Consider the following 25,666-nt stretch of genomic DNA (forward strand, 5'->3'; position numbering starts at 1 on the left):
CGATGCATGGAACCGGAGCCGGGGGCGTCCTCACACGACTGACAGGTGATGGGAGACACAGGTGAAGGCACGCGGTATCGCGGCACTCGCGGCGAGCGTCACGCTCGCCGCCGGGCTGTCGGCCTGCGGGAGCGGCGGAGGCGACGACTCGTCGCCCAAGACGCTGACCTACTGGGCGAGCAACCAGGGCCGCAGCATCCAGCAGGACCAGCAGGTGCTGGGGCCGGAGTTGAAGAAGTTCGAGACCAAGACCGGTATCAAGGTCAAGCTCGAGGTGATCGGCTGGCCCGACCTGCTCAACCGGATCCTCGCGGCGACCTCCAGCGGCCAGGGACCGGACGTCGTCAACGTCGGCAACACCTGGTCGGCCTCGCTCCAGGCGACCGGCGCGTTCCAGTCCTTCGACGACGCGACCATCGCCAAGGTCGGCGGAAAGGCGAAGTTCATCCCCTCGACGCTGACCTCCGCCGGGGCGCCGGGCAAGCCTCCGGCGTTCGTGCCGCTCTACGGGCTGGCGTACGGGCTGTTCTACAACAAGAAGCTGTTCGCCGACGCGGGCCTGCAGCCGCCGAAGAGCTGGCAGGAGCTGGTCGCCGACGCGAAGAAGCTCACCGATCCCGCCAAGAAGCAGTACGGCGTCGTCATGGAGGGCGCGAGCTACACCGAGGGCGCGCACTTCGCCTTCATGTTCGGTAGGCAGAACGGCGCGAACCTGTTCCAGGGCGGGCAGCCCGGCTTCGACTCCCCGCAGATGGTCGCCGGGGTGAAGCAGTACGTCGACCTGATGTCCACGGAGAAGGTCGTCAACCCGAGCAACGCGGAGTACCTCAACGACGCCGACATGCTCAAGGACTTCGCCAAGGGCAAGGCCGCGATGATGATGATCCAGAGCTACGCGCCCAAGGGCCTCGCGGAGAACGGCATGAAGGCCGGGGAGTTCGGCGTCGTGCCGATCCCGGCGCCCGACCCGCTGCCGGCCGGCGGGCACAAGGTCAGCAGCCACGTCGCCGGCATCAACATCGGCGTGTTCAAGAACACCAAGAACAAGGACGGCGCCCTCAAGCTGATCGACTTCCTGACCAGCCCCGACGAGCAGAAGATCCTCGACACTCAGCTGGGTCCGCTGCCGGTGGTACAGGAGGCGTACAACGACCCGAAGTTCCAGACGCCGCTGATCAAGACGTTCCGGGACATCCTCGCCAACGCCTCGGAGACCCTGCCGATGATCCCGCAGGAGGCCCAGTTCGAGACGCTGGTCGGCAACACCGTCAAACAACTGATCGCCGACGCCGCCGCGGGCAAGCCGGTCGACGACCAGACCATCCGGAGCCGTCTGGCCGCCGCGAACAAGAAGATGCAGTCCGGCGGATGAGCACCACCGTCACCGCACCCGGGGACGCGCCGCCGCGCGCCCCCGGGGCGCCCCGGAGGCGGTTCCGCAGGCCCGGCCGTGCCCTCCTGCCCTATCTCCTGGTGCTGCCCGCCCTCATCGCCGAGCTGGCGATCCACGTCATCCCGATGCTCGTCGGCGTGTGGATGAGCCTGCTGCACCTGACCCAGTTCTTCATCCGCAACTGGACCGCGGCGCCGTACGGCGGCCTGGCCAACTACCGCGTCGCGGTGGACACGCACGGTCCGGTCGCCAAGGACCTGCTGCACTCGTTCCTCATCACGGTCGGGGTCACCGCCGTCGTCGTCGCCCTGTCGTGGCTGTTCGGGCTGGCCGCCGCGGTCTTCCTCGAACGGCCGTTCCGCGGGCGCGCGGCGCTGCGCACCCTGTTCCTCGTGCCGTACGCGTTGCCGGTCTTCACCGCGGTGATCACCTGGCGGTTCATGTTGCAGCGCGACAGCGGCATGGTGAACAACGTGCTGTCGGACAAGCTGCACCTCGTCCACGGCCATCCGTTCTGGCTGCTCGGCGGCAACAGCTTCGTCTCGCTCGTCCTCGTGAACGTCTGGCGGCTGTGGCCGTTCGCGTTCCTCACCCTGATGGCCGGACTGCAGAGCATCCCCGGTGACCTGTACGAGGCGGCGGCGATCGACGGCGCGGGCTTCCTGCGCCGGCTGAGGTCGGTGACCCTGCCGCTGCTGCGGCCGGTCAACCGGGTGCTGGTGCTCGTGCTGTTCCTGTGGACGTTCAACGACTTCAACACCGCCTACATCCTGTTCGAACAGCCCCCGGCCGACGCGGACATGATCTCCATCCACATCTACAACGCCTCATTCCTCACCTGGAACTTCGGCCTGGGCTCGGCGATGTCCGTGCTGCTGCTGGCGTTCCTGCTGATCGTCACGCTCGGGTACCTGGGCGCCGGAAAGTTGAGGAGCCGCCATGCGTGAGTCGTCGGCGGTGCGCTGGACGCGCCGGGTCGTCCTGACCCTCCTCACGATCTTCACCGTCCTGCCGCTGTACGTGATGGTCACCTCGTCGGTCAAGCCGCTGCGGGACGTGCAGGGCGCCTTCCGGTGGATCCCGACGCACGTGACCCTCCGGCCGTTCGTCGACATGTGGCACACCGTGCCGCTGGGCCGTTACTTCATCAACAGCCTGGTCGTGTCGGGCTGCGCGACGGTCTGCTCGGTCATCATCGCGATCTTCACCGGATACGCGGTCAGCCGGTACCGGTTCCCCGGCCGCGGCACGTTCATGACGGCCGTGCTGTCGACGCAGATGTTCCCGGGCATCCTCTTCCTGCTGCCGCTGTTCCTGATCTTCGTCAACATCGACCGGTACACCGGCATCACGCTGTACGGCAGCCGGCTCGGGCTGACCATCACCTACCTCACCTTCGCGCTGCCGTTCTCGATCTGGCTGATCGCCGGCTACTTCGACACGATCCCGCGCGAGCTGGACGAGGCCGCGCGGGTGGACGGCGCCGGGCCGATGCGGACGCTGTTCCGCGTCATCCTGCCGGTGGCCGCCCCGGGCGTCGTCGCGGTCGCCATCTACGCGTTCATGACGGCCTGGGGCGAGGTGCTGTTCGCCTCCGTCCTCACCGACCACTCGACCCGCACCCTCGCGGTGGGCCTTCGTGAGTACTCCAACCAGGGCCAGGTCTACTGGAACGAGGTGATGGCGGCCTCCCTGGTCATCAGCCTGCCGGTGGTGGTCGGCTTCCTCGCCCTCCAGCGCTTCCTCGTCCACGGCCTCACCGCCGGCGCGGTCAAGTCCTGACGGGCCCCTGCAGAAAGGCACCTCTTTGCACCGCAACTTCGCCAAACTGCCCGGCGCCGCGTGGCTCGGCGTCAACTTCTGGTCGCGCACCGGCGGGCCGCTGATGTGGCGCTCCTACGATCCCCGCGTCGTACGGGAGGAGCTGGACGTCCTGCGCGAGCACGGGCTGAACACCACGCGCTCCTTCTTCTACTGGCCGGACTTCATGCCCGAGCCCGACCGGATCGAGGAGACCCTCGCCGGGCACTACGCGGACTTCCTGGAGGCGCACGCCGAACGCGCCATGGCCACCATCCCGACGTTCATCGTCGGCCACATGTCCGGGGAGAACTGGGACCCGGCCTGGCGGGCCGGCCGCGACCTGTACGCGGACGTGTGGATGGTCGACCGGCAGGCGTGGTTCGCCGAGGAGATGGCCCGGCGCTACGGCGGGCACCCGGCGATCGCCGGGTGGCTGATCACCAACGAGATGCCCATCTACGGCGGTAAGGCGCCGACCGAGCAGGTGACGGCGTGGGCCCGGCTGATGGTCCGGGCGGTGCGCGCGGGCGGCGCGGCCGAGCCGGTCTCGATCGGCGACGGCGCCTGGGGCGTCGAGGTGACGGGGGAGGACAACGGCTTCTCGGTACGCGAGCTGGCCGACGTCACCGACTTCGTCGGCCCGCATGTGTACCGCATGGAGGACGACCTGGTCCGCCAGCACTACGGCGCCGCGTTCATCTGCGAGCTGGCCGGGACGTACGGCCGGCCGGTCGTGCTGGAGGAGTTCGGCTGTTCCTCCGACTTCGTCTCCGACGACAACGCCGCGCACTACTACCGGCAGGTGCTGTACAACAGCCTGCTCGGCGGCGCGACCGGCTGGCTCGGCTGGAACAACACCGACTTCGACCTGGTGGACCAGCCGCCGTACAGCCACCATCCGTTCGAGCTGCACTTCGGGCTGACGCGGGCCGACGGCACGCCGAAGCCGGCGCTGGAGGAGATGCGCCGGTTCGGCGCGACGCTCGCCCGGGTCGACCTGGCGGCCTGCGAGCGCGCCGCGACCGACACCGCGCTCGTCGTGCCCGCGGTGCTGGACGCCGGTTTCCCCTTCACCCAGGCCGCCGACCGTACCGACGTGTTCGGCGCGCTGCGGCAGGCGTACGTGACCGCGCGGGCCGCCGACCTGCCGGCGGGCCTCACCCGCGAGAGCGACGGCATCGCGCCGGACGCGCGGCTGTACCTGGTGCCGTCGGCCAAGCAGCTCACCGGGCCGGGCTGGCACCGGCTGGAGGAGCTCGCCGAGGGCGGGGCCGTCGTGTACGTCTCCTACTGCGCGGGCTCGCACGGCTGGCAGCGCGGCCCGTGGTACTCCCACATGAACGCGATGTTCGGGGTCGAGCACCGGCTCCGGTACGGCCTGGCCGACCCGATCGAGGACGACGTCGTCGAGCTGACCTTCACGGCCGCCCTCGGCCCGCTCGCCGAGGGCACGACGCTGGCGTTCCGCGCCGCCGGCACCGAGCACAGCCGCTCGTACCTGCCGGTCCGGCCCACCACGGCGGAGGTCGTCGCGGTGGACGGCCATGGGCGGCCGGCCGTGCTGCGCCGCCGGCACGGCGACGGCTGGCTGGTGCTGTGCACGTACCCGCTGGAGCACATGGCGGCGGTCACCCCGCGGGTGAACCCCGAGCCGACCTACCGCCTCTACGACGCGCTCGCCACGCTCGCCGGGGTGCGCCGCCCGGTCACCGTCGCCGACCCGCGCGTGTCGGCGGACGTGCTGGTCCGCGCCGACGGCACTCGGTTCGCCGTGCTGGTCAGCCAGGCCGGCGAGGAGCTGAAGGCCGTCGCCGAGGTCGCCGCCGCCTCCGCGGGGGCCGAGCCCGCGCGTGAGGAGGTGGCGCTGGAGCCGTATGGTGTGCACGTGCTGGAGCTTCGACCTTGACCGACGTGCGTGAGACGGCGTCCGCGACCCCTGCGACCTCCGCGACCGCCGCAGAGACCAACGATCCGGCCGCGAGCGTGCTCGCCATCGACATCGGCGGCACCAAGCTCGCCGCCGCGCTCGTCCGCCCCGACGGGCGCCTCGGCCCCCTCGCCACCCGCCCGACGCCCAAGGGCGACGCCGAGGAGGTGTTCGCCGCCCTGGCGGCCGTCGCCACCGAGGCGGTCGGCGGCGAGGAGGTGTCCGGCGCGGGCATCGGTTCGGCCGGCCCGCTCGACGCCATCGCCGGCACGGTCAGCCCGGTGAACATCCCGGGCTGGCGCGGCTTCCCGGTGCGGGACCGGCTCGCCGCCCTGCTGGGCGGCCGGCCGGTCGCCCTGGTGAACGACGCCGTGGCGGGCGCGATGGGGGAGTACCACCACGGCGCGGGCCGCGGCGTCCGCGCCATGCTCGGCATGGTGGTCTCGACCGGCGTCGGCGGCGGTCTCATCCTCGACGGCCGCGTGTACGCCGGGGCCACCGGCAACGCCGGGCACATCGGGCACACGGTCGTCGACCTCGGCGGTGACCCGTGCCCGTGCGGTGCCCGCGGCTGCGTCGAGACGATCACCTCCGGGCCCGCGATGGTCCGCTGGGCGCTCGCCAACGGCTGGTCCGGCGCGGAGACCACCGGCGTGGCGCTCGCCGCCTCCGCCCGTGACGGCGACTCCGTGGCCCTGGCGGCGTTCGACCGCTCGGCGCGCGCGCTGGCCGCCGGCATCTCCTCCGCCGCCGCGCTGTGCGACCTCGACCGTGTGGTGATCGGCGGCGGCGTCGCACGAGCCTGGGACCTGCTCGAACCCCCGCTGAGGGCCGCCATGGCCGACTACGCCGGGCTCGCCTTCGTACGCCGCGTGGAGATCGTCCGATCCGCGCTCGACGGGCAGGCCGGCCTGCTCGGCGTCGCCGCCCTCGTCCACCACCCCGAAACGGCCTGACATGGAACTTCTCGACAATCCGATCCAGGAGTACGCCTGGGGGTCGCACGAGGTGCTCGCCGAGTTCCTCGGCCGTCCCGCCCCCACCGAGGCGCCGCAGGCGGAGCTGTGGATCGGCGCGCATCCGGCCGCGCCGTCGCGACTGCGGTCGGGCCGGCCGCTGGGCGACGTCATCGCGGCCGACCCCGGCGCGGCGCTCGGCGACGCGTCCGTGTCGGCGTTCGGGCCCCGGCTGCCGTTCCTGCTGAAGGTGCTCGCGGTGGCCGAGCCGCTCTCGCTGCAGGTCCACCCCGACCGGGAGCAGGCCGAGCGGGGCTTCGCCGCCGAGACCGCCCCGGAGGGCGACCCGTCCCGCAACTACAAGGACTCCTGGCCCAAGCCGGAGATCCTGTGCGCGCTGACCGACTTCCGCGCGCTGTGCGGCCTGCGCGACCCACGCGAGAGCGCCGCGCTGCTGGCCCCGATCGCCGCGCTGCGGCCCGTCGTGGACCTGCTCACCGCCGGTGACCTGCGGGGCGCGGTCGAGACGCTGCTGACCTGGCCCTCGCCGAAGGACGTGGTGGCCGAGGCCGCCGCGGTCGCTCCCGAGCCGTACGCCTCGCTCGCCGCGCGTCACCCCGGCGACATGGGCGTGCTCGTCGCCATGCTGATGAGCGAGGTACGGCTTCGGCCGGGCCAGGCGCTGTACGTCCCGCCGCGCCGTCCGCACGCCTACCTCAGCGGCACCGGGGTGGAGCTGATGGCCGGCTCGGACAACGTGCTGCGCGCCGGGCTCACGCCCAAGCGCGTCGACGTGCCCGAGCTGCTGTCCGTCGCCTCGTTCGAGCCGGGCCCGCCGGACGTGATCGAGCCCGAGCACCGCGAGGGCGAGGACGTCTACGTCACCCCGGCGCCGGAGTTCCGGCTCTCGCGTCTCGACGCCGCCCGGCGACCCGTGCTGCCGGCCGCCGGCCCGCAGCTGCTGCTGTGCGCCGAGGGCGGCGTACGGCTCCGCCGCGACGAGCAGGAGCTGGAGCTGCGGCGCGGCGACGCGGTGTTCGCCGGGCACCGCGGCGGCCCGGTCGAGGTGACCGGGTCCGGCACGGTCTTCCGCGCGAGCCTGCCTAGGGTGTGAGGCGTTCGGCGAGCCAGGCGAGGGCGAGCGGGTAGCGGTACTCGATGGCGCCGTGCCCGGCGTCGAACAGCTCGAAGTGGACGTCGTCGTCGGCGACACCGGCGGCCTCGACCGCGCGCCGGAACGCTACCGCGCCGAAGTCGAGGTGGTACTCATCGCGGGTGCCGGCGTCGATCCAGATGCCGCGCAGCGACCGCAGCGCCTCGGCGTGCTCGGGGCGCGCGGCCATCAGCACGGGGTCCCAGGCCAGCCAGCGCTCCCAGACCTCGGGGATCACGTTGCCGGTGTCGTCGAAGGGCAGCCGTACGGTGCCGTCCTCGTCGGCGGAGTAGGCCGCGGAGTAGCCGTACTGCTCGATCAGGGGGAGGTCGGTGTCCTTGGTGCCGGCGATCCGGCCGCGGAAGTCGGCCAGGAAGGCCTCCACCGACCCGTCGTAGGAGTCGCGCAGCTGCCGCGCCGCCTTGGGGAAGTGCGGCCGGTAGCAGACGTCGAAGAGCGCGTCGCCCGCGTGGGTGGCCAGCGCGCCGAACACGTCCGGCCGCAGCATCGGCGTGATCATCGCGCCGTAGCCGCCGCTGGACTTCCCGCTGATCGCGCGGTGGTCGCGGCTCGCCAGCGTGCGGTAGCGGGCGTCGACGTAGGGCACGACCTCGTCGCACAGGTAGGAGTGGTAGCGCCCGGTGCCGGGCGAGTCGAGGAACTGGCTGCCGCCGACCGAGGTCCAGGCGTCGACGTAGACGACGATGACCGGCGGGGCCTCTCCGCGGGCGAACACCTGGTCGGCGAGCTCGGGAAAGGTCGGCCGCCACGGCGCGCGGTTGTGCCACATGGGCAGCTGGCCGGTGTAGCCCTGGATCACGTAGACGGACGGGTAACGCCGCTCGGGCTCCTCGTCGTACCCCGGCGGGACGTACACCTCCAGCGGGCGCTCGTGCGGGTCGCCGAGAGGGTTGCCGCGCAGGAGGTCACTGCTGAGGATGTGCTCGTCGATGCGTCCGGCGAACTCGGCCGACCAGGGCAGCATTCGTGCTCCTTCGTTCGGTTACGCGTCCGACCGTATCCCGCGCCCGAGCCTGTTCTCTCCCACCGACCGACCTCCCTGTTCTTCCCAACCAACCGACCCCGACCGACCTCCCAGGACGGCCGCGGGGGACCGACCCCCGCGGCCGTTCGGAGCAGTTACGTCAGTGCTCGCTCACGATTTCGAGGATGCTCACTTCGACGCAGTCCGCCCCCTGCGAGCTGCGGCTGCTCGTGCGCCAGCCGGTGTCCGCGAGATCGGGGTCGCAACCCATCCCCCACCTCTCCTTTCATGGTGAACCGATCATCCCCGTGGGTACGGGGACGTTTTCTTGAACTCATCCGCGATCGCGGCGATGAAGTCGGTCGACTCGTCCGGCGGCAGCGCGGCGGCTCGTAGATGGTCGAACCAGGTGGTGTGGCGGCGGACGTCTCTGTCCTTCTCCAGGAAAATGTTCCCCGCGGGCGAATCGACGTACACGACGTCCAGATCCGTCGGATCGGGGAAGCCGATGATGGTGAAAGCGCCGCCGAGCCCGGGATGGGCGCCGCGGGCGAACGGCAGCACTTGGATCGTGACACTGGGGAGCTCGTCCGCCTCGAGCAACCGCGCGAGCTGGGCGCGCATGACCGTGACGCCGCCGATGGGCCGGCGCAGCACCGCCTCGTCGAGCACGGCCCACAGCTCCAGGGTGCCGGCGTCGGCGAGCATGGCCTGGCGCCGCTGGCGCAGGGAGATCATCCGGTCGATGTTGTCGGGGCTCTCGGTGGGCCGCCCGACCTTGATCAGCGCGCGGGCGTACTCCTCGGTCTGCAGGAGCCCGGGGACGAGGTGGGTCTGGAAGGTGCGGAGCGAGGCCGCCGAGGCCTCCAGCCCGACGTAGGTGTCCAGCCCCGCGGACAGCACCGATTCGTACTCGGTCCACCAGCCCCGCTGCTGGGCGTCCTTGGCCAGGGTGAGCAGCTGCTCGCGCTGGGCCGCGTCGCCGACCTTGTACAGGTCGAGCATGTCGCGCACGTCCCTGATCCGGGCGACGGACTTGCCGGTCTCGATGCGGCTGACCCGCGACATCGAGCATTCGAGGTGCTTGGCGACATCTTCGATCATGAGGCCCGAGGCCTCACGCAACCTGCGGAGTTCCATGCCCAGTCGGCGACGGCGGACGGTGGGGCTTTGCGCGTCGGACATCGAGCACCTCCAGAGCGACCGTCCGGGACGGGGGGTTGAACGAGGGGTGGTGGACGGGAAGAGGAGCCGCTGCGGGCGGTGGCGGCGGACGACGGATCATCTGTCCGGGCCCGTTGACCGCTGAGGAAGCGTAGGCGGGATCGAGGGGAGATGGACGGAGTTTTTGCCCGACACTACCGCTATGCCTCATTTAAGCGGATTGTCGTGAAAATAAGCGTTACGCACCGTTGTCGTACGAGTACCTCTTGCCACGACATCGCACTTTACCTGTTCAATGCTATGTCGCTCATCCTTTTGTCGGGTAGCGGAGCTCCGAAACGGTGATCTGACGGTGCGGGACGCCGGATCCGCACGGCGCGTCGCGGTCGGATCACCGATCGGCGCCGGTCGCCCTCTTCCCAAAACGTCGATGCGAACGTATGTTCGATGACGCCTGTCTTCCCCCGGGCACTTCGGCGGCGTTCGACCGGGAAGGCGGCGACGAGACGTGTGGACGGTGTCCGGATGAGCCGGGCGTACGGCGACCCGGTCGAGGTGTGGCGGGCCGACGGCCGGCCGTCACGGTTCGTCTGGCACGGGCGTCTCTACACCGTGCTGCGCGTCCTGGACCACTGGGTGACCAGCCGCGACTGGTGGCGCGACCGGAACCCGGACGCCGAGGAACCGGCCGCCCGGGAGTTCTGGCAGGTGGAGGCCACCCCGGACCACGAGATCGGCGTGTACGAACTCCGCTACGACGAGGCGAGCGACACCTGGATGCTGTCGCGCGCCTGGGACTGAACCCGCCGGCGTCTCGTAGTGTTCACGCGTGATCAATACGCGGGTGGTCCTGCGGCCCGTCACGCAGGCGGACCTCGATCTCTTCGAGGCCGAGTTCTCAGGCCCCGAGGGGACCGGCGTTCACCAGTGGTTCGGGTACCGCAGCCCCGTCGACCTGCGGCGCCGGTTCGCCGAGACGGGACTGCTCACGCCGGACGGCGGCACTCTCACGGTCTGTGCAGAGGACGGCGACGTGGCGGGCCGGGTCGAGTGGTTCAAGAGTTCGTGGGGCCGTCCGGAGACGTCGTGGTGCTGGACCGTCGCGATCGGGCTGCGGCCGAGCTGCCAGGGCCGGGGGATCGGCACGGAGGCGCAACGCCTCCTGGTGGCCTACCTGTTCGACCACACGCGCGCCCAGCGGATCCAGGCCTTCACCGACAGCGGCAACCTCGCCGAACAGCGGGCACTGGAGAAGGCGGGCTTCGAACGGGAGGGCGTCCTCCGCCAGGCCCAGTGGCGCGCCGGACACTGGCACGACCAGGTCCTCTACTCGACGCTACGTCCCACAACGGTGGGTGACGAAGGTCGGGGTGCTGACAAGCCGTGAGAACGGCCCGCAGGTTCTGGATGGGGCGCCGGCGCTTACGCGGGCACCATGGCGCGGATCGCCTTGAGGGTCGGTTCGTCCTTCACGCCGGCGATCAGCAGGGTGGTCACGGGGGAGTCCAGCCACAGCTCCAGCCGTTCGCGGATGCGGTCCAGCGGGCCGAGCAAGGAGATGGCGTCGGCCAGGGCGTCCGGTACGGCCTTGACCGCCTCGTCCCGGCGACCCGCGAGGAACAGGTCCTGCACCCGCGCGGCCTCCTCGGCGTACCCCAGCCGGCCGATCAGGTCCAGGTGGAAGTTGCGGTCGCGGGCGCCCATGCCGCCGATGTAGAAGGCCAGCGGGATCTTGGCCACCTCCAGCGCGGCCGTCAGGTCGTCGGTGACGATCGTGGTGACGGTCGCGGCGATGTCGAAGCCGTCCGGGCGGTCGCGCAGTGACGCGCCGAAGACCGGTTCGATGCATTCGGGGTCGACGAACAGCGGCAGCCAGCCCTGGGCGATCTCGGCCGACAGCGCGACGTTCTTCGGGCCCTCCGCGCCGAGGTAGACCGGGATGTCCGGGCGCACCGGGTGCGCGATCGACTTCAGCGGTTTGCCCAGGCCCGTCACCCCGTCGCCCGCCCCGTACGACCGCAGCGGCAGCGGGTAGTGCGGGCCGGGACTGGTCACCGGTTCGGCGCGTCGCCACACGTCGCGCAGGATCTGGACGTACTCACGGGTGCGCGCGAGCGGACGGGCGAACGGCACGCCGTACCAGCCCTCCACCACCTGCGGCCCGGACGCGCCGAGCCCGAGCGTGAGCCGTCCGCCGGACAGCGCGTCGAGGGTCAGCGCGTGCATGGCGGTTGCGGCCGGGGTGCGTGCCGACATCTGCGTCACCGCCGTGCCCAGGCCGATCCGCGAGGTGCGCGCGCCGTACCAGGTCAGCGTGGTGAAGGCGTCCGATCCGTACGCCTCCGCGGTGAAGACCTGGTCATAGCCCAGGCGCTCGGCGGCGAGCACGGTTTCGGTGTCGTCAACGGGGTCCCGCTGCCAGTAGCCGAGGTTGATGCCGAGCCTCATGCGCACCTCCGGAAGAAGTAGAACGTGTTCCATTCAAACAGGAACAGACCGGCATACACCTGTCGAGGACGGATCGGCTGTGTGCGATGCTGTGCGTCGGCGGTACGCGGAGGAACCCGGTGAGACTCCGGGGCTGTCGCGCAACTGTGACCGGGGAGTTCGCCCTCACCGACGGCCACGGCGTAAGCCGGAAGGCCGAGGGCGGGTGACGATCCGGGAGCCAGGAGACTCCGGCCGCCACCTGCAGGCCACCTACGGGCGCGCAACCCGAGGAAGGACGAACACCGGGTGAACACCTACCCGTTCTCCGCCGTGGCGGGGCTCGAGGACCTCAAGCTCGCCCTGCTGATCAACGCGGTGTCGCCGTCGGTCGGCGGCGTCCTCGTACGCGGCGAGAAGGGCACCGCGAAGTCGACCATCGTCCGTGCGCTCGCCGGGCTGCTGCCGGCCATCTCCGCCGTGGCGGGCTGCCGGTTCTCCTGCGACCCGGACGCGCCCGACCCCGAGTGCCCCGACGGCCCGCACGACGACGCGGAACGGCACGAGCGCCCCGCCCGGCTCGTCGAGCTCCCGGTCGGCGCGTCGGAGGACCGCCTCGTCGGCTCGCTCGACATCGAGCGGGCGCTCACCGAGGGCGTGCGCGCCTACCAGCCCGGCCTGCTCGCCGCCGCGCACCGGGGCGTGCTCTACGTCGACGAGGTGAACCTCCTCCACGACCACCTGGTGGACCTGCTGCTCGACGCCGCGGCGATGGGGCAGTCCTACGTCGAGCGCGAGGGCGTCTCGGTGCGGCACGCCTCCCGGTTCCTGCTCGTCGGCACCATGAACCCCGAGGAGGGCGAGCTGCGTCCGCAGCTGCTCGACCGGTTCGGGCTGACCGCCGAGGTCGCCGCCACGCGTGACCCCGACGAGCGCGCCGAGGTCGTACGCCGGCGCCTCGCCTACGAGGCCGACCCGGCCGGGTTCACGGCCGACTGGGCGCGCGCCGACGCCGAGCTGGCCTGGCACATCCAGGCCGCCCGCGACCGTCTCCCCGAGGTCGTGCTGTCCGACGGCGCGCTGCGGCAGATCACCGCGGTCTGCGCGGAGTTCGAGGTCGACGGGCTCCGGGCCGACCTGGTGATGGCCCGCGCCGCGATCGCGCTGGCCGCCTGGCACGACCGCGGCGCCGTCACGCCCGCCGACGTACGCCTCGCCGCCCGCCTCGCGCTGCCGCACCGGCGGCGCCGTGACCCCTTCGACGCGCCCGGCCTGGACGAGGACCGGCTCGACGACGTGCTGGACCGCACCGGCGACTACGACACCGAGGAGGACCCCCGGCCCGGCTCCACCCGGCCGAAGCCTCCCTCGCCGCCCGTCCCCGAGCCCCGGCCGCCGGCCGAGGAGGACGGCTCGGAGATCACCACCGAGGACCCCGAGCCCGAGCCCGAACCGGAACCCGACCCGGACACCGATCCCGACGGCCCGGGTTCCGGTACGCCCCTGCCCGACGCGGTGGACCTGCCGGCCGAGGGGGCCCTGGTCGACATCGGCCAGGCGCTGTCGGGCAACGCGGCGTCCCGCGCCGACCGGCCGAAGACCTCCCCGGCCGACGCCGCCTACCGGCCGCGGCTGTTCGTCGTGCCGGGCATCGGCGAGGGCGCGCCCGGCCGCCGCTCCCGCTCGCGCACCCCGTACGGCCGTACGACCGGCGCCCGGCCGGGCTTTCGCACCGTGCACCTCGCCGGCACCCTCTTCGCCGCCGCGCCCCATCAGCGGTCGCGCGGGCGCAGCGGACCGGGCCTGGTGATCCGCGCCGACGACATCCGCGAACCGGTCCGCGAGGGCCGTGAGGGCAACCTCGTGCTGTTCGTCGTCGACGCCAGCGGCTCGATGGCGGCCCGGCGGCGCATGCGCGCGGTCAAGGGCGCCGTGCTCAGCCTGCTCCTCGACGCCTACCAGCGGCGCGACAAGGTCGGCCTGGTCACCTTCCGGGGGCGCGACGCCGAGACGGCCCTGCCGCCGACCTCCTCGGTCGAGGCCGGCGCGCGCCGCCTGGAGGACCTGCCGACGGGAGGCCGTACGCCGCTCGCCGCCGGGCTGCTGCGGGCCGCCGGCGTGCTGCGCGCCGAGCACCTGCGCGACCCGGCACGGCGCCCGCTCGTCGTCATCGTCACCGACGGCCGTGCGACGCACGGCTCGGTCGACGACGCACTGCGCGCCGCCACCCTGCTGCGGGAGGCCGCCTCGGTCGTGGTCGACTGCGAGAGCGGCCCGGTGCGCCTCGGCCTCGCGGCCCGGCTCGCCGAACGCCTCGGCGCCGAGCTCGTCCGCCTGGAGGACCTGCCCGCCGACGGCCTGGCCGGCGTCGTACGCGACCGGAGGGTCGCCTGATGCCGCGCGGCAGGCCCGAGAGCGTGCCGGACGACGGGCTGACCACGAGGCAGCGGCGGAACCGCCCGCTCGTGATCGTCCACACCGGCCAGGGCAAGGGCAAGTCGACCGCCGCCTTCGGGCTGGCGCTGCGCGGCTGGAACCAGGGCTGGCCGATCGGGGTGTTCCAGTTCGTCAAGTCCGCCAAGTGGCGCATCGGCGAGGAGCGCGCGCTGCGCGTGCTCGGCGCGTCCGGCGAGGGCGGGACGGTCGCCTGGCACAAGATGGGCGAGGGCTGGTCGTGGATCCAGCGGCCCGGCACGGAGGACGACCACGCCGCGGACGCCCGCGAGGGCTGGGAGCAGATCAAGCGCGACCTCGCCGCCGAGACCTACAAGCTCTACGTCCTGGATGAGTTCACCTACCCGATGAAGTGGGGCTGGGTGGACGTGGACGACGTGGTCGCCACGCTGGCGGCGCGCCCCGGCCACCAGCACGTCATCGTCACCGGCCGCGACGCCGACCCCCGGCTCCTGGAGATCGCCGACCTGGTCACCGAGATGGGCAAGGTCAAGCACCCCATGGACGCCGGGCAGAAGGGCCAGAAGGGCATCGAGTGGTGATCCCGCGGCTCGTGGTCGCCGCCCCCGCGTCCGGGAGCGGCAAGACGACCGTCGCCACCGGGCTGATCGCCGCGCTGGCCGCGCAGGGCCTCGACGTCTCGCCGCACAAGGTGGGCCCGGACTACATCGACCCGGGGTACCACGCGCTCGCCGCCGGGCGGCCGGGCCGCAACCTCGACCCGTGGCTGACCGCCGAGGACCTCGTCGAGCCGCTGTTCCTGCACGGCGCGCGCGACGCGGACATCGCCGTCGTCGAGGGCGTGATGGGCCTGTACGACGGCGCGGCGGGCGCGGGGGAGTTCGCCTCGACCGCCCACGTCGCCAAGCTGCTCGGCGCCCCGGTGGTGCTGGTCGTGGACGCCGCCTCCGCCGGCCGGTCGGTCGCGGCCCTCGTGCACGGCTTCGTGACCTACGACTCCGGCGTGCGGATCGGCGGCGTGATCCTCAACCGGGTCGGCTCGGACCGGCACGAGGAGATCTGCCGCGCGGCGGTGGAGGAGACCGGCCTGCCCGTCCTGGGCGTGCTGCGCCGTCACGACGACGCGGCCACGCCGTCACGTCACCTCGGCCTGATCCCGGCCGCCGAACGCCGTCCCGAGGCCCTCGCCACCGTCGAGCGCCTGGGCGCGCTCGTCGCCGAGGGCTGCGACCTGCGCGGCCTGGTCGCGCTCGCGAACACCGCCGGGCCGCCGGCCGCCGAGCCCTGGGACCCGGCCGTCGCCGCGCCGGCCGGGCGCGCGCGGATCGCCGTGGCGGGCGGCCCGGCGTTCACGTTCGGCTACGCCGAGAACGAGGAGCTGCTCGCCGCCGCGGGCGCCGAGGTCGTACGCTTCGACCCGCTGCGCGACACCGCCCTGCCGCCGGAGACCGGCGGAGTGGTGATCGGCGGCGGATTCCCCGAGACGTACGCCGCGGAGCTGTCGGCCAACGAGCCGTTGCGCCGAGCGGTCGCGGCGTTCCGCGGCCCGATCTACGCCGAGTGCGCCGGCCTGCTCTACCTCGCCCGGCGGCTCGACGACCTGCCGATGTGCGGTGTGCTGGACGCGGAGGCGCGGATGACCCGGCGGCTCACGCTCGGCTACCGGGAGGCGGTCGCGGTGCGCGACTCGCCGGTGGCGCGGGCCGGTGAGCGGGTGCGCGGGCACGAGTTCCACCGCACCGTCTGCTCGCGGGGACCGGACACATCGCCCGCCTGGCAGTGGTCCGCCGAGGGCCCGGATGGCTTCACCTCGGCGAATTGCCTTGCCTCATACCTTCATCTCCACTGGGCTGGGATGCCACAGATGGCAACGCGTTTCGTGGGGGCCGCCGCATGACTTTCGACGAGGGTGTTCTGCTGGAGACCGAACGACTGCTGCTGCGGCCGTTCGAAGAGGACGACGCGAAGGACGTCCTCGCCGCCAGCGAGGACGCGGAGATCCGGCGCTGGATGCCATGGGCGGCGACGCAGACGATGCAGACCGCCGTCGACTGGTGCACGACGCACGCCCACACCGACCCGGCGCGGGCGATGAACTTCGCCATCGTCGCCGACGAGCGGTTCGCCGGCTCGATCGGCCTCGGCCGTACCGACTGGGCCGACGGCCGCGCCGAGGTCGGCTACTGGATGGCGCCCTGGGCGCGTCGCAGGGGGTACGCGGTCGAGGCGACGTGCGGCGTGGCCGCGTACGCCTTCGAGAAGGGCATGCACCGCATGGAGCTGCTCGCCGCGGTCGGCAACGTCGCCTCCCAGGGCGTCGCGGAGAAGGCCGGCTTCACCCGCGAGGCCGTCCTGCGCGAGGCGATGCTCATCGGATCCGGGCAGCGCTCCGACGCCGTGCTGTTCAGCCTGCTCGCGAGCGACATCCCATGACCGAGCGAAGCGAGGGAATCAACGACGCGTCCCTGTGGTCACGCTCCCCGACGAAGGAGGGCTCATGACCGAGCGAAGCGAGGGAATCGACGACGCGTCCCTGTGGTCACGCTCCCCGACGAAGGAGGGCTCATGACCGCTTTCGGACCCGTCACGTTGCGTACCGAGCGCCTGGTCCTCCGGCCGCCCGAGGAACACGACGCGCCCGACTGCTTCGCCGCCGTCGACCAGGTCGTGCGGCGGTGGATGCCGTGGGCGCACGGCTACACGCTCGAGAGAGCACGCCAGTGGTGCACCAAGGAGGCGTTCCGCGATCCGCGGCGGGAGACCTCCTTCGTGATCGTGCCGGACCGCACCGGCCGGGCGGGCGGCGTCATCGGAATCAACCGGGCCGACTGGGAGACGGGCGTGGCCGAGACCGGCTACTGGATCGGGCCCGCCGACCGGCGGCACGGCTACGTCACCGAGGCGGTGCGCGAGGTGGCCCGCTACGCCTTCGACCTCGGCCTGCACCGGCTGGAGCTGCTCGCCGCCACCGGCAACCTCGCGTCGCAGCGCGTCGCCGAGCGGGCCGGCTTCACCCGGGAGGGCGTGCTCCGCAAGGCGCGTCCCACACCGGCCGGACGGGCCGACATGGTGCTGTTCAGCCTGCTGAAGGGGGAGCTTTGACGACCGCCTTCGCGCCCGTGACGCTCCGCGCCGGCCGCCTCACCCTGCGGCCGATCGACGCGGGAGACGTCGACGCCTACCTGACCGCCGTGGACGACGAAGTCCGCCGCTGGATGCCCTGGTCGGAGGACTTCACCAGAGAGAAGGCCGTGCGCTGGTGCACCGAGGAGGCCTCCGGTGACCTGTCGCGGGCGCTCAACCTGGCGATCGTCCCGCCGGAGACCGGCCGGCTGGAGGGCGCGGTCGGCATCGGGCGCGCCGACTGGGACACCGGTGTGGCCGAGACCGGCTACTGGCTGGGCCCGGCCGCGCGCGGGCGGGGTTACGCCACCGAGGCCGTGCGCGCGGTGGCACGTCACGCCTTCGGGCTGGGGCTGACACGCATCGAGCTGCTCGCCGCGGTCGGCAACGTCGCGTCACAGCGCGTCGCCGAGCGGGCCGGCTTCACGCGGGAGGGCGTGCTCCGCGAGGCCCGCCCCCTGCCCGGCGGAAAGATGGCCGACATGGTGCGGTTCCGGCTGCTGGAGGGGGAGCTGTGAGGCTCGTCGGCGTCGGGGTCGGGCCCGGCGACCCCGAGCTCGTCACGGTCCGCGGCGTGCGCGTGCTGCGCGAGGCGGACCTCGTGCTCGTCCCGGTGATGGCGCCCGACGAACAGGGCCGCGCCGAGGCCGTCGTACGCGCACACGCCGACAAGGCCGAACGCGTCGTCTTCGCGCTGAACGACCGGGGCGGGGTGACCGAGCGCCGCGCGAACGCGTGGGACGCCGCCGCGCGCCGCGTCGTCGAGGCCTTCGAGCAGGGCGCCCGTACGGTCGCGTTCGCCACCATCGGCGACCCGAACGTCTACTCCACCTTCACCTACCTCGCCCAGTCCGTACGCGAGCGCGCGCCGGGCGTCGAGGTGGAGACCGTGCCGGGCATCACGGCGATGCAGGACCTCGCCGCGCGGTCGGGCACGGTCCTCGCCGAGGGCACCGAGTCGCTCACCCTCGTGCCGCTCACCGGCGGCGCCGAAGGGCTGCGGGCGGCGCTGGCGACCGGCGACACGGTCGTGGCGTACAAGTTCGGCCGGGTCGCGGACCAGGTGCTGGCCGCGGTCGCCGACGCCGGACGGCTCGGCGGCGCGGTGTACGGCGCGCGGATCGGCCTGCCCGACGAGGACGTCCGACCGGCGCGCGAGATCACCGGCCCGGTGCCGTACCTGTCCACCCTGATCGTGCCCGGACGCCGTACGTCCCTGGGCGGGAAACTGAAGGCGGGAGAGTCATGACCAGTGGCCGGGTGGTGTTCGTCGGGGCCGGGCCGGGCGCCGCGGACCTGCTGACCTTCCGCGCCGCACGCGCGATCGCCGAGGCCGACGTGGTGATCTGGGCGGCGAGCCTGGTGCACGAGGACGTCCTGACGCACGCACGCGCGGACGCCGAGATCGTCGACTCGGCGGCCCTGCCGATGGAGGGGGTGCTGCCCTACTACGAGCGCGCCGCCGCCGAGGGACTCACCGTCGCGCGGATCCACTCCGGCGACCCGGCGCTGTGGGGTGCGCTGCAGGAGCAGCTCGACCGCTGCGCGGACCTCGGCCTGGCCACCGAGATCGTCCCCGGCGTGTCCAGCTTCTCCGCGGTGGCCGCGGCGGTCGGCCGCGAGCTGACCATCCCCGAGGTGGCCCAGTCGGTCGTGCTGACCCGCCTCGGCGGCGGCAAGACGCCGATGCCGCCGGGCGAGGAGGTGCGGGAGTTCGCCCGGCACGGTACGACGATGGCGCTGTTCCTGTCGGCGGCCCGGTCGCGGCAGCTCCAGGAGGAGCTGCTGGAGGGCGGCTACCCGCCGGACACCCCGTGCGTGGTCGCCTACCAGTGCACCTGGCCCGACGAGCTGATCGTGCGCTGCCGCCTGGACGAGCTCGCCGAGACGACGCGCGCGCACCGGCTGTGGAAGCACACGCTCGTGCTCGTCGGCCCGGCGCTGGAGGCGGGCGGCACCCGCTCGCACCTGTACCACCCGGGCCACTTCCACGGCCACCGGCGCGCCGACCCCGCGGCGCGGAAGGTGCTCCGCGGTGGCTGAGCGGGCGACGTTCGCCGCCGAGCCGCGCCGAGCGGGCCGGGGGAGTGGTGATCAAGGACGCGGACCACGATCCTGACGTGATTCACGACGATCGAACAGGCGGTGGGGGAGTCTGTGGACCTGAAGACACGAGGAGTACGCGTCGTCATCTCGGTGCCCGACGGCGGGACGGCGGCCGGTGCGGCGCGCAGGACGGCGAACGGACGGCCCGCCGTCCTCGGCGGGATATCGAGCCTCGGCACGGCCGGGATCGTGCGCCCGTTCTCGACGGCGTCGTGGCGGGCGGGCGTCGAGCGGGCGGTCGCGGTGATGGCCGCGCGGGAGGAGCGCACGCTCGTCCTGTGCGCCGGGAGCGGCACCGAGAAGGGCGCGCGGCGGCTGCTGCCGCAGCTGCCCGAGGTGTGCTTCGTGGAGGCCGGTGACTTCACCGGCGCGGCGCTGCGCGGGGCCGTGGAGCACGGCGTCACCCAGGTGGTGTTCGTCGGGACGGCCGGCAGGCTGGCCAGGCTCGCGTCCGGCGTGCTGACGACGCACTACACGCGCTCGAAGGCGGACACCGACCTGCTCGCCGAGATCACGCGGACGATGGGCGGCCCGGACGAGCTGGCCGCGCGGGTCGCGGAGGCCGGCGCGGTGCCGCACGCGTACGAGCTGTGGGAGGGCGCGGGACTGCTGGGCCGGGCCGGGCGCGAGCTGTGCCGCCGGGTCGCCGAGGTGGTGGAGCGCCTCACCACGGAGGCCGGTCGCACGATCGCCGCCCAGGTCGTCCTCGTCGACCCCACCGGCCAGCGCATGATCGCGATGTACGGACGGCTCAGCAGATGATCACGGTCGTGGGCTGCGACGGGTCCCCGCTGCCGCGCCGGGCGATGGACCGTCTCTCCGCCGCCTCGGTGGTGGCCGGGGGACGGCGGCACCTGGAGGCGGTACGCCCGCCGGCGCACGTCCGTCAGGTGGTCATGGGCGACGTCGCCGCGGCCCTCGACCAGGTCGGCGCGGCCGGTGACGCCGTCGTGCTGGCCAGCGGCGACCCCGGGTTCTTCGGCATCGTACGGGCCCTGCGCGAGCGCGGCCACACGCCGGAGGTGCTGCCCGCGGTGTCCTCGGTGGCCGGCGCGTTCGCGCGGGTCGGCCTGCCGTGGGACGACGCGGTGGTGGTGAGCGCGCACGGCCGCGACCCGCGTACGGCGGTGAACGCGTGCCGGGCCATGCCCAAGACGGCCGTGTTCACCGCGCCCGGGTACGGCCCGGCCGAGCTGGGCGCCGGGCTCGCCGGCTGGGACGTCACGCTGTACGTCGCCGAGCGGCTGGGCTCCGGCGACGAGCGGGTCACCCGGTGCGCGCCGGCCGAGGCGGCGGCGCGCACGTGGGCCGAGCCGAACGTCGTGCTCGCCGTACGCGAGTCCGCGTCGGCGGCGCGGACGCACAACCAGCCCGCCGCGCCGCCGCGTACCTGGACCGGAGACGGCTACCGGCACCGCGCCGGGATGATCACCAAGTGGGAGGTGCGCGCGGTCGCCGTGGCCCGGCTCCGCCCGACCCTCGGCATGCTCGTCTGGGACGTCGGCGCAGGCAGCGGCTCGGTCGGCATCGAGTGCGCCGCGCACCACGCCGCCGTCATCGCCGTCGAACGCGACCCGTCCGCCTGCGAGCTGATCCGCGAGAACGCCGGCCCGGGCGTGCGGCTCGTACGGGGCAGCGCGCCGGAGGCCTTCGACGGGCTGCCCGACCCGGACGCCGCCTTCGTCGGCGGCGGGGGGCTGGACGCGCTCGGCGGCGTGCTGGCCCGGCGCCCGGAGACGGTCGTCGCCACGTACGCCGCGGTCGACCGCGCGGCGCAGGCCCGCCGCGCGTTCACCGACGCCGGGTACACCGTCGAGGGCGTGCAGCTCGCCGCCTCGCGCTTCGCCGACCTCCCGGGCGGCTCGTTCCGCCTCGACGCGCAGAACCCGGTGTTCCTGCTGGCGGGGAGGCTCTCGTGATCGGGGTGGTCGCCGCCACCGCGGGCGGGCGTACGGCCGCGGCGGCGCTTCAGGCGGCCTGGCCGGGTGAGGTGCGGCTGCTGACCGATCAGAAGGCCGCCGACGCCCTGCGCGAGGCATGGCGCACCTGCGACGCCGTCGTGAGCTTCCTGGCCGTCGGTGCGACGGTGCGGGTGCTCGCGCCGCTGCTCGGCCGCAAGTCGACCGACCCGGCCGTCGTCTGCGTGGACGAGTCGATGGCGTTCGCGGTCGCCGTGCTCGGTGGCCACCACGGTGCGAACGTCCTCGCCCACCGGCTGACCGACGTTCTCGGTTGCACGCCGGTGGTGACGACGGCGAGCGACGCGAGCAACGTGACACCGCTCGACTCCTACGGCGCCGACCTGGGGTTCACCGTGCACAACCCCGGGTTGCTCGCGTATGTCGGCGCCGCGGTCCTGTCCGGGAAACCGGTGCGGCTGGAGGGCGCGGAGGGCTGGCCGCTGCCGCCGCTGCCCCCCAACGTCTCCCCCGAGGCCGCCGATGACGGTTACCGCATCCTCGTCACCGACCACGCCGAGATCGCTTGCATGTGTCACAAGGACTGGTTCGACGGCGCGCTCGTCTACCGTCCCAAGTCCCTCGTCGTGGGCGTCGGCTCGGCCCGCGGTGTCGCCGCACGTGAGGTGGCGGCGCTGGTCGACGAGGCCCTGGCCGTCGGCGCCCTGGCCCCCGAGTCGGTTCGGTGCCTGGCGACCGCCGATGTGAAGGCCGATGAAGAGGGCATCCTCCAGGTGGCGCGTGAACGCGGCTGGGAGGTGATCACGCATCCGGCCGGGGCGCTCGCCTCCGTGCCGGTGCCGAACCCCTCCGACGTCGTGCGCGCCGAGGTCGGCACTCCCAGCGTCGCCGAAGCCGCCGCACTGCTGACGGCCGGTCCACGGGCGGAGCTGGTCGTGGAGAAGCACAAGTCGGCGAACGCCACCGTGGCCGTCGCCCGGCTGCGGCCGCGCGGACGCCTCTCGATCGTCGGACTCGGCCCCGGCGCCCGTGACCTGCTCACCCCCCGGGCGGTCGCCGTGCTCCAGCGTGTCTCCGTCGTCGTCGGCCTGGACCAGTACGTCGAGCAGGTGCGCGACCTGCTCCGCCCCGGCACGCGGGTGCTCGCCTCGGGCCTCGGCCAGGAGGAGGAGCGGGCCCGTACCGCCGTCTCGGAGGCGACGGACGGCCGGGCCGTGGCGCTCATCGGCTCGGGCGACGCGGGGATCTACGCGATGGCCAGCCCGGCCCTGGAGTTCGCCGGGGACGACATCGACGTCGAGGGCGTGCCGGGCGTCACCGCCGCCGTGGCCGCCGCGAACCTCCTCGGCGCGCCGCTCGGCCACGATCACGCGTACATCTCCCTGTCGGACCTGCACACGCCCTGGGAGGTGATCGAGCGCCGCGTCACGGCCGCCGCGGAGGGCGACTTCACGGTGTGCTTCTACAACCCGCGCAGCCGGGCCCGCGACTGGCAGCTGCCCAAGGCGCTGAGCCTCCTCGCCGCCCACCGGCCGCCCTCGACGCCGGTCGGGTACGTGCGCAACGCCGGCCGCCCCGACGAGTCGGTCACGCTGACCACCCTGGCGGAGGTCGACCCCGCCCGGGTCGACATGTTCACGGTCGTGGTCGTCGGCTCCAGCCGCAGCCGCACGGTGGCCGGGCGTTTCGTCACCCCCCGGGGGTACCGATGGGCGTGACCGCCAGGCCCGGCCCCGTAGACCCCACGAGGAGAGCATGAGAACCATCCACCCCATCGAGGCGCGGTCCATGGAGATCCTGCGCTCGCGCGTCGACCTCACCGCCCTGCCACCCCTCACCCGGGCCGTCACCGAACGCGTCATCCACGCCAGCGCCGACCTGGACTACGCCACCGACCTGGTCACCGACGAGGACCGCCTCCGGCAGGGGCTGCGCGCGCTGCGCGACGGCGCGCCGATCGTCACCGACGTCGCCATGGTCGCCGCCGGGATCACCGCCCGGCCGGTGATCTGCTCGATCGGCGACGTGAAGGAGAGGCCCGAGGGCCTGACCCGCTCGGCGGCCGCGATCCGGCTGTCCTACGCCAAGGCGGGACCGGGCGCGGTGTGGGTCGTCGGCAACGCGCCGACCGCGCTGGAGGAGATCATCGCGTACGGCGTGGAGCCGACTCTCGTGATCGGCCTGCCGGTCGGGTTCGTCGGCGCCGCCGAGTCGAAGGCCGCGCTGCGCGCCAGCGGCCTGCCCGCCGTCAGCAACGTCTCGGAGAAGGGCGGGTCGGCCGTCGCCGCCGCCGCGCTCAACGCCCTGCTCTACTTCGAGGAGGGCGCGTGATCGAGCGGAGCGAGCCCACGCCGCTGCTGGTGGTCGGCCACGGGACGCGCGACGACGCGGGAGTGGCCGAGTTCCACCGGTTCGTCGAACGCCTGCGCGGGCGGCTGCCCGTGGACGTCGCCGGCGGGTTCATCGAGCTCTCGCCGCCGCCGCTGACCGACGCGGTCGCCTCGCTGTACGCCGCCGGGCACCGGCACGTCGCGGCGGTCCCCCTCGTCCTCGTGGCGGCCGGGCACGCCAAGGGCGACATGCCCGCCGCGCTGGCCCGCGAACGCGCCCGCCACCCTGGCCTGACGTACGCCTACGGCCGTCCGCTGGGCCCGCATCCGACGCTGCTGCGGCTGCTGGAGGAGCGCCTGGACGCCGTACTGGACCCGGCCGAGCGCGCGGACACCGCGGTGCTGCTCGTCGGGCGGGGCTCCACCGACCCGGACGCCAACGCGGAGGTGTACAAGGCGGCCCGGCTGCTGTGGGAGGGACGCGGCCTGTCCATGGTGGAGACCGCGTTCGTCTCCCTGGCGCGCCCGGGCGTGCCGGAGGGCCTCGAACGCTGCCGGCGGCTCGGCGCCCGCCGCGTGGTCGTCCTGCCGTACTTCCTGTTCCCCGGCGTGCTGCCGGACCGCGTGGCGGCGGAGGCGCGGGCGTTCACGGGCGCCGAGGTGCGCCGCGCGGAGGTGATCGGCGACTGCGAGGGGCTGGCCGACCTCGTGGCCGAACGCTACGAGGAGGCGCTGCGCGGCGACATCCGCATGAACTGCGACACGTGCGTGTACCGGGCGGCGATGCCGGGCTTCGAACACCGCGTCGGCGCGCCCCAGCGGCCGCACCACCACCCCGACGATCCCACCCACGTCCATGCCCACTGACCGGCGTCCGGCGCGGGGCGCGGCGGAGTGCCGGACGCCGATCAGTCCGGCTTTCGGTCGTCCTCAGGAAGCCACTACTGACGTTGATCTGCGGCATCACGGCGACGCCGAGGTCGGCCCCGGGCTGGTCGACCTCGCGGTGAACGTGCGGCAGGGCACGCCGCCGGAATGGCTCGCCGCCCTGCTGCGCGACAGCGTCGCCGGCCTCGCCGCGTACCCCGATCCGGCACGCGCCCGGCGGGCGGTCGCGCGCCGCCACGGGCGGGACGAGGACGAGGTCCTGCTCACCGCCGGCGCCGCCGAGGCGTTCGTGCTGCTCGCCCGCGTGCTGCGGCCCCGTCACGCCGTGGTCGTGCACCCGCAGTTCACCGAGCCGGAGAGCGCCCTGCGCGCCGCCGGCCACGACGTCGCACGCGTCATCCTCACCGGCGCCTTCCGGCTCGGCCCGGTCCCCGCCGGTGCCGACCTCGTGATGATCGGCAACCCCACGAACCCCACGTCGGTCCTGCACCCGGCGCGGGAGATCGCCGCCCTCGCCGCGCCTGGGCGGACCCTCGTCGTCGACGAGGCGTTCATGGACTGCGTCCCCGGCGAGACCGAGAGTCTCGCGGGCCGGCGCCTGCCCGGCCTGGTCGTCGTGCGCAGCCTGACCAAGACCTGGGGCCTGGCCGGGCTCCGCGCCGGGTACGTGCTCGCCGAGCCCGGACTCATCGCGCGCCTGGCCGCGGCGCAGCCGCTCTGGTCGGTGTCCACGCCCGCGCTGGTGGCCGCCGAGGCCTGCGTCAGCCCGCGCGCGGTGGCCGAGGCCGACGCGTGGGCCCGCGACCTCACGCTGGATCGCGAACGGTTCGCCCGGGCCCTGACCGGCCTCGGCCTGCACGTCGTCCCCGGGGCACGCGCGTCCTTCCTGTGCGTACGGGTGCCCGGTGGTGCGGGCGTTCGCGCGGCGCTGCGCGAGCGCGGGTACGCCGTGCGGCGCGGCGACACGTTCCCCGGCCTGGGCCCCGACTGGCTCCGCGTCGCCGTGCGCGACGAGGCGACGGTCACGGCCTTCATCACCGAACTGACCGAGATCCTTCACTGACCGTCAGGAGACTC

Annotated in this window: 26 protein-coding genes and 1 riboswitch; of the genes, 22 read left to right on the forward strand and 4 right to left on the reverse strand. The window is 73.3% G+C overall.

All coding sequences use genetic code 11. The features are described from left to right. Positions 1–61 precede the first annotated feature (61 nt). From OG417_RS14180 to manA, 6 genes are read left to right on the forward strand one after another with little or no spacing between them, the layout of a single operon-like run. Positions 62–1,372 (forward strand): ABC transporter substrate-binding protein, encoded by a 1,311-nt coding sequence (locus OG417_RS14180; RefSeq protein WP_329255428.1) that lies wholly within the window; start codon positions 62–64, stop codon positions 1,370–1,372. Then, a complete protein-coding gene (locus tag OG417_RS14185) occupies positions 1,369–2,340 on the forward strand; it encodes a carbohydrate ABC transporter permease (RefSeq protein WP_329255430.1) in 972 nt (323 codons plus the stop codon). The genes OG417_RS14180 and OG417_RS14185 overlap by 4 nt, the downstream gene beginning before the upstream one ends. Then, the gene (locus tag OG417_RS14190) at positions 2,333–3,175 is read left to right on the forward strand and encodes a carbohydrate ABC transporter permease (protein WP_329255432.1); all 843 of its coding nucleotides are present in this window, start codon (positions 2,333–2,335) and stop codon (positions 3,173–3,175) included. Before OG417_RS14185 ends, OG417_RS14190 begins: the two co-directional genes overlap by 8 nt. A gap of 25 nt (positions 3,176–3,200) precedes the next feature. Further along, a complete protein-coding gene (locus tag OG417_RS14195; RefSeq protein ID WP_329255434.1) occupies positions 3,201–5,102 on the forward strand; it encodes a cellulase family glycosylhydrolase in 1,902 nt (633 codons plus the stop codon). A gap of 5 nt (positions 5,103–5,107) precedes the next feature. Beyond that, positions 5,108–6,079, forward strand: coding sequence for an ROK family protein (locus tag OG417_RS14200; RefSeq protein WP_329262276.1), 972 nt, complete (start codon positions 5,108–5,110; stop codon positions 6,077–6,079). A gap of 1 nt (position 6,080) precedes the next feature. Then, positions 6,081–7,193 carry a mannose-6-phosphate isomerase, class I gene (gene manA / locus OG417_RS14205; RefSeq protein WP_329255437.1) on the forward strand — a complete coding sequence of 371 codons (1,113 nt, stop codon included), beginning with the start codon at positions 6,081–6,083 and terminating at the stop codon, positions 7,191–7,193. Here manA and OG417_RS14210 read toward each other — a convergent pair. The 3 genes from OG417_RS14210 to OG417_RS14215 form a co-directional block, all read right to left on the reverse strand. Next, a complete protein-coding gene (locus OG417_RS14210; RefSeq protein WP_329255439.1) occupies positions 7,183–8,217 on the reverse strand; it encodes an alpha/beta hydrolase in 1,035 nt (344 codons plus the stop codon). The two genes, manA and OG417_RS14210, sit on opposite strands and share 11 nt — an antisense overlap. Before the next feature lie 160 nt (positions 8,218–8,377). Next, entirely contained in the window at positions 8,378–8,488 is a 111-nt protein-coding gene (locus tag OG417_RS54300) for a DUF397 domain-containing protein (RefSeq protein WP_442875684.1), read from the reverse strand. A 29-nt stretch (positions 8,489–8,517) separates the two neighbouring features. Continuing rightward, complete coding sequence (locus OG417_RS14215) at positions 8,518–9,402, reverse strand: helix-turn-helix domain-containing protein (RefSeq protein ID WP_329255441.1); 885 nt, start codon at positions 9,400–9,402, stop codon at positions 8,518–8,520. A gap of 504 nt (positions 9,403–9,906) precedes the next feature. Here OG417_RS14215 and OG417_RS14220 point away from each other — a divergent pair. Then, positions 9,907–10,182, forward strand: a complete 276-nt coding sequence (locus tag OG417_RS14220; RefSeq protein ID WP_329255444.1) for a DUF6504 family protein — start codon at positions 9,907–9,909, stop codon at positions 10,180–10,182. Between the two features lie 28 nt (positions 10,183–10,210). After that, positions 10,211–10,768, forward strand: a complete 558-nt coding sequence (locus OG417_RS14225) for a GNAT family N-acetyltransferase (RefSeq protein WP_329255447.1) — start codon at positions 10,211–10,213, stop codon at positions 10,766–10,768. A gap of 35 nt (positions 10,769–10,803) precedes the next feature. Here OG417_RS14225 and OG417_RS14230 read toward each other — a convergent pair whose 3' ends face one another. Then, entirely contained in the window at positions 10,804–11,829 is a 1,026-nt protein-coding gene (locus OG417_RS14230; RefSeq protein WP_329255449.1) for an LLM class F420-dependent oxidoreductase, read from the reverse strand. Positions 11,830–11,938: 109 nt separating this feature from the next. Beyond that, a riboswitch (cobalamin riboswitch) is annotated at positions 11,939–12,060 on the forward strand. A 57-nt stretch (positions 12,061–12,117) separates the two neighbouring features. Between OG417_RS14230 and OG417_RS14235 the strand changes: the two genes are divergently transcribed. The 14 genes from OG417_RS14235 (at position 12,118) to cobC (ending at position 25,652) form a co-directional block, all read left to right on the forward strand. Then, a complete protein-coding gene (locus OG417_RS14235) occupies positions 12,118–14,202 on the forward strand; it encodes a magnesium chelatase subunit D family protein (protein ID WP_329255452.1) in 2,085 nt (694 codons plus the stop codon). Next, the gene (gene cobO / locus OG417_RS14240) at positions 14,202–14,804 is read left to right on the forward strand and encodes a cob(I)yrinic acid a,c-diamide adenosyltransferase (protein ID WP_329255454.1); all 603 of its coding nucleotides are present in this window, start codon (positions 14,202–14,204) and stop codon (positions 14,802–14,804) included. The genes OG417_RS14235 and cobO overlap by 1 nt, the downstream gene beginning before the upstream one ends. Next, positions 14,801–16,120 (forward strand): cobyrinate a,c-diamide synthase, encoded by a 1,320-nt coding sequence (locus OG417_RS14245; RefSeq protein ID WP_329262279.1) that lies wholly within the window; start codon positions 14,801–14,803, stop codon positions 16,118–16,120. The genes cobO and OG417_RS14245 overlap by 4 nt, the downstream gene beginning before the upstream one ends. Then, on the forward strand, positions 16,117–16,656 hold the full coding sequence (locus OG417_RS14250; protein WP_329255457.1) for a GNAT family N-acetyltransferase: 540 nt from the start codon (positions 16,117–16,119) through the stop codon (positions 16,654–16,656). The genes OG417_RS14245 and OG417_RS14250 overlap by 4 nt, the downstream gene beginning before the upstream one ends. Positions 16,657–16,788: 132 nt before the next feature. Next, on the forward strand, positions 16,789–17,325 hold the full coding sequence (locus OG417_RS14255; RefSeq protein ID WP_329255462.1) for a GNAT family N-acetyltransferase: 537 nt from the start codon (positions 16,789–16,791) through the stop codon (positions 17,323–17,325). Further along, positions 17,322–17,864, forward strand: a complete 543-nt coding sequence (locus OG417_RS14260) for a GNAT family N-acetyltransferase (protein WP_329255463.1) — start codon at positions 17,322–17,324, stop codon at positions 17,862–17,864. The genes OG417_RS14255 and OG417_RS14260 overlap by 4 nt, the downstream gene beginning before the upstream one ends. Next, positions 17,861–18,595, forward strand: a complete 735-nt coding sequence (cobI, locus tag OG417_RS14265) for a precorrin-2 C(20)-methyltransferase (protein WP_329255466.1) — start codon at positions 17,861–17,863, stop codon at positions 18,593–18,595. Before OG417_RS14260 ends, cobI begins: the two co-directional genes overlap by 4 nt. Next, a complete protein-coding gene (gene cobM, locus OG417_RS14270; protein WP_329255469.1) occupies positions 18,592–19,389 on the forward strand; it encodes a precorrin-4 C(11)-methyltransferase in 798 nt (265 codons plus the stop codon). Before cobI ends, cobM begins: the two co-directional genes overlap by 4 nt. A gap of 90 nt (positions 19,390–19,479) precedes the next feature. Further along, on the forward strand, positions 19,480–20,214 hold the full coding sequence (locus OG417_RS14275) for a cobalt-precorrin-5B (C(1))-methyltransferase (protein WP_329262282.1): 735 nt from the start codon (positions 19,480–19,482) through the stop codon (positions 20,212–20,214). Next, on the forward strand, positions 20,211–21,371 hold the full coding sequence (gene cbiE / locus OG417_RS14280) for a precorrin-6y C5,15-methyltransferase (decarboxylating) subunit CbiE (protein WP_329255472.1): 1,161 nt from the start codon (positions 20,211–20,213) through the stop codon (positions 21,369–21,371). The genes OG417_RS14275 and cbiE overlap by 4 nt, the downstream gene beginning before the upstream one ends. Further along, the gene (cobJ, locus tag OG417_RS14285) at positions 21,368–23,089 is read left to right on the forward strand and encodes a precorrin-3B C(17)-methyltransferase (RefSeq protein WP_329255475.1); all 1,722 of its coding nucleotides are present in this window, start codon (positions 21,368–21,370) and stop codon (positions 23,087–23,089) included. The genes cbiE and cobJ overlap by 4 nt, the downstream gene beginning before the upstream one ends. Positions 23,090–23,126: 37 nt before the next feature. After that, a complete protein-coding gene (locus OG417_RS14290; protein WP_329255477.1) occupies positions 23,127–23,702 on the forward strand; it encodes a precorrin-8X methylmutase in 576 nt (191 codons plus the stop codon). Beyond that, a complete protein-coding gene (locus tag OG417_RS14295; protein WP_329255480.1) occupies positions 23,699–24,568 on the forward strand; it encodes a sirohydrochlorin chelatase in 870 nt (289 codons plus the stop codon). The genes OG417_RS14290 and OG417_RS14295 overlap by 4 nt, the downstream gene beginning before the upstream one ends. Next, positions 24,558–25,652, forward strand: coding sequence for an Rv2231c family pyridoxal phosphate-dependent protein CobC (gene cobC / locus OG417_RS14300; RefSeq protein WP_329255482.1), 1,095 nt, complete (start codon positions 24,558–24,560; stop codon positions 25,650–25,652). Before OG417_RS14295 ends, cobC begins: the two co-directional genes overlap by 11 nt. Positions 25,653–25,666: the final 14 nt, after the last annotated feature.

The sequence above is a fragment of the Actinoallomurus sp. NBC_01490 genome, from assembly GCF_036227085.1.
In the GTDB taxonomy this organism is placed as follows: domain Bacteria; phylum Actinomycetota; class Actinomycetes; order Streptosporangiales; family Streptosporangiaceae; genus Actinoallomurus; species Actinoallomurus oryzae.

Bases quoted from the DNA above. Each gene is read 5' to 3' on its own strand.
- cobO (WP_329255454.1), top strand. From the start codon at position 14,202: ATGCCGCGCGGCAGGCCCGAGAGCGTGCCGGACGACGGGCTGACCACG.
- cobC (WP_329255482.1), top strand. From the start codon at position 24,558: ATGCCCACTGACCGGCGTCCGGCGCGGGGCGCGGCGGAGTGCCGGACG.
- OG417_RS14230 (WP_329255449.1), bottom strand. From the start codon at position 11,829: ATGAGGCTCGGCATCAACCTCGGCTACTGGCAGCGGGACCCCGTTGAC.
- cobM (WP_329255469.1), top strand. From the start codon at position 18,592: ATGACCAGTGGCCGGGTGGTGTTCGTCGGGGCCGGGCCGGGCGCCGCG.
- OG417_RS14190 (WP_329255432.1), top strand. From the start codon at position 2,333: ATGCGTGAGTCGTCGGCGGTGCGCTGGACGCGCCGGGTCGTCCTGACC.
- OG417_RS14290 (WP_329255477.1), top strand. From the start codon at position 23,127: ATGAGAACCATCCACCCCATCGAGGCGCGGTCCATGGAGATCCTGCGC.
- OG417_RS14185 (WP_329255430.1), top strand. From the start codon at position 1,369: ATGAGCACCACCGTCACCGCACCCGGGGACGCGCCGCCGCGCGCCCCC.
- OG417_RS14220 (WP_329255444.1), top strand. From the start codon at position 9,907: ATGAGCCGGGCGTACGGCGACCCGGTCGAGGTGTGGCGGGCCGACGGC.
- OG417_RS14255 (WP_329255462.1), top strand. From the start codon at position 16,789: ATGACCGCTTTCGGACCCGTCACGTTGCGTACCGAGCGCCTGGTCCTC.
- OG417_RS14215 (WP_329255441.1), bottom strand. From the start codon at position 9,402: ATGTCCGACGCGCAAAGCCCCACCGTCCGCCGTCGCCGACTGGGCATG.
- OG417_RS14250 (WP_329255457.1), top strand. From the start codon at position 16,117: ATGACTTTCGACGAGGGTGTTCTGCTGGAGACCGAACGACTGCTGCTG.
- manA (WP_329255437.1), top strand. From the start codon at position 6,081: ATGGAACTTCTCGACAATCCGATCCAGGAGTACGCCTGGGGGTCGCAC.
- cbiE (WP_329255472.1), top strand. From the start codon at position 20,211: ATGATCACGGTCGTGGGCTGCGACGGGTCCCCGCTGCCGCGCCGGGCG.
- OG417_RS54300 (WP_442875684.1), bottom strand. From the start codon at position 8,488: ATGGGTTGCGACCCCGATCTCGCGGACACCGGCTGGCGCACGAGCAGC.
- OG417_RS14210 (WP_329255439.1), bottom strand. From the start codon at position 8,217: ATGCTGCCCTGGTCGGCCGAGTTCGCCGGACGCATCGACGAGCACATC.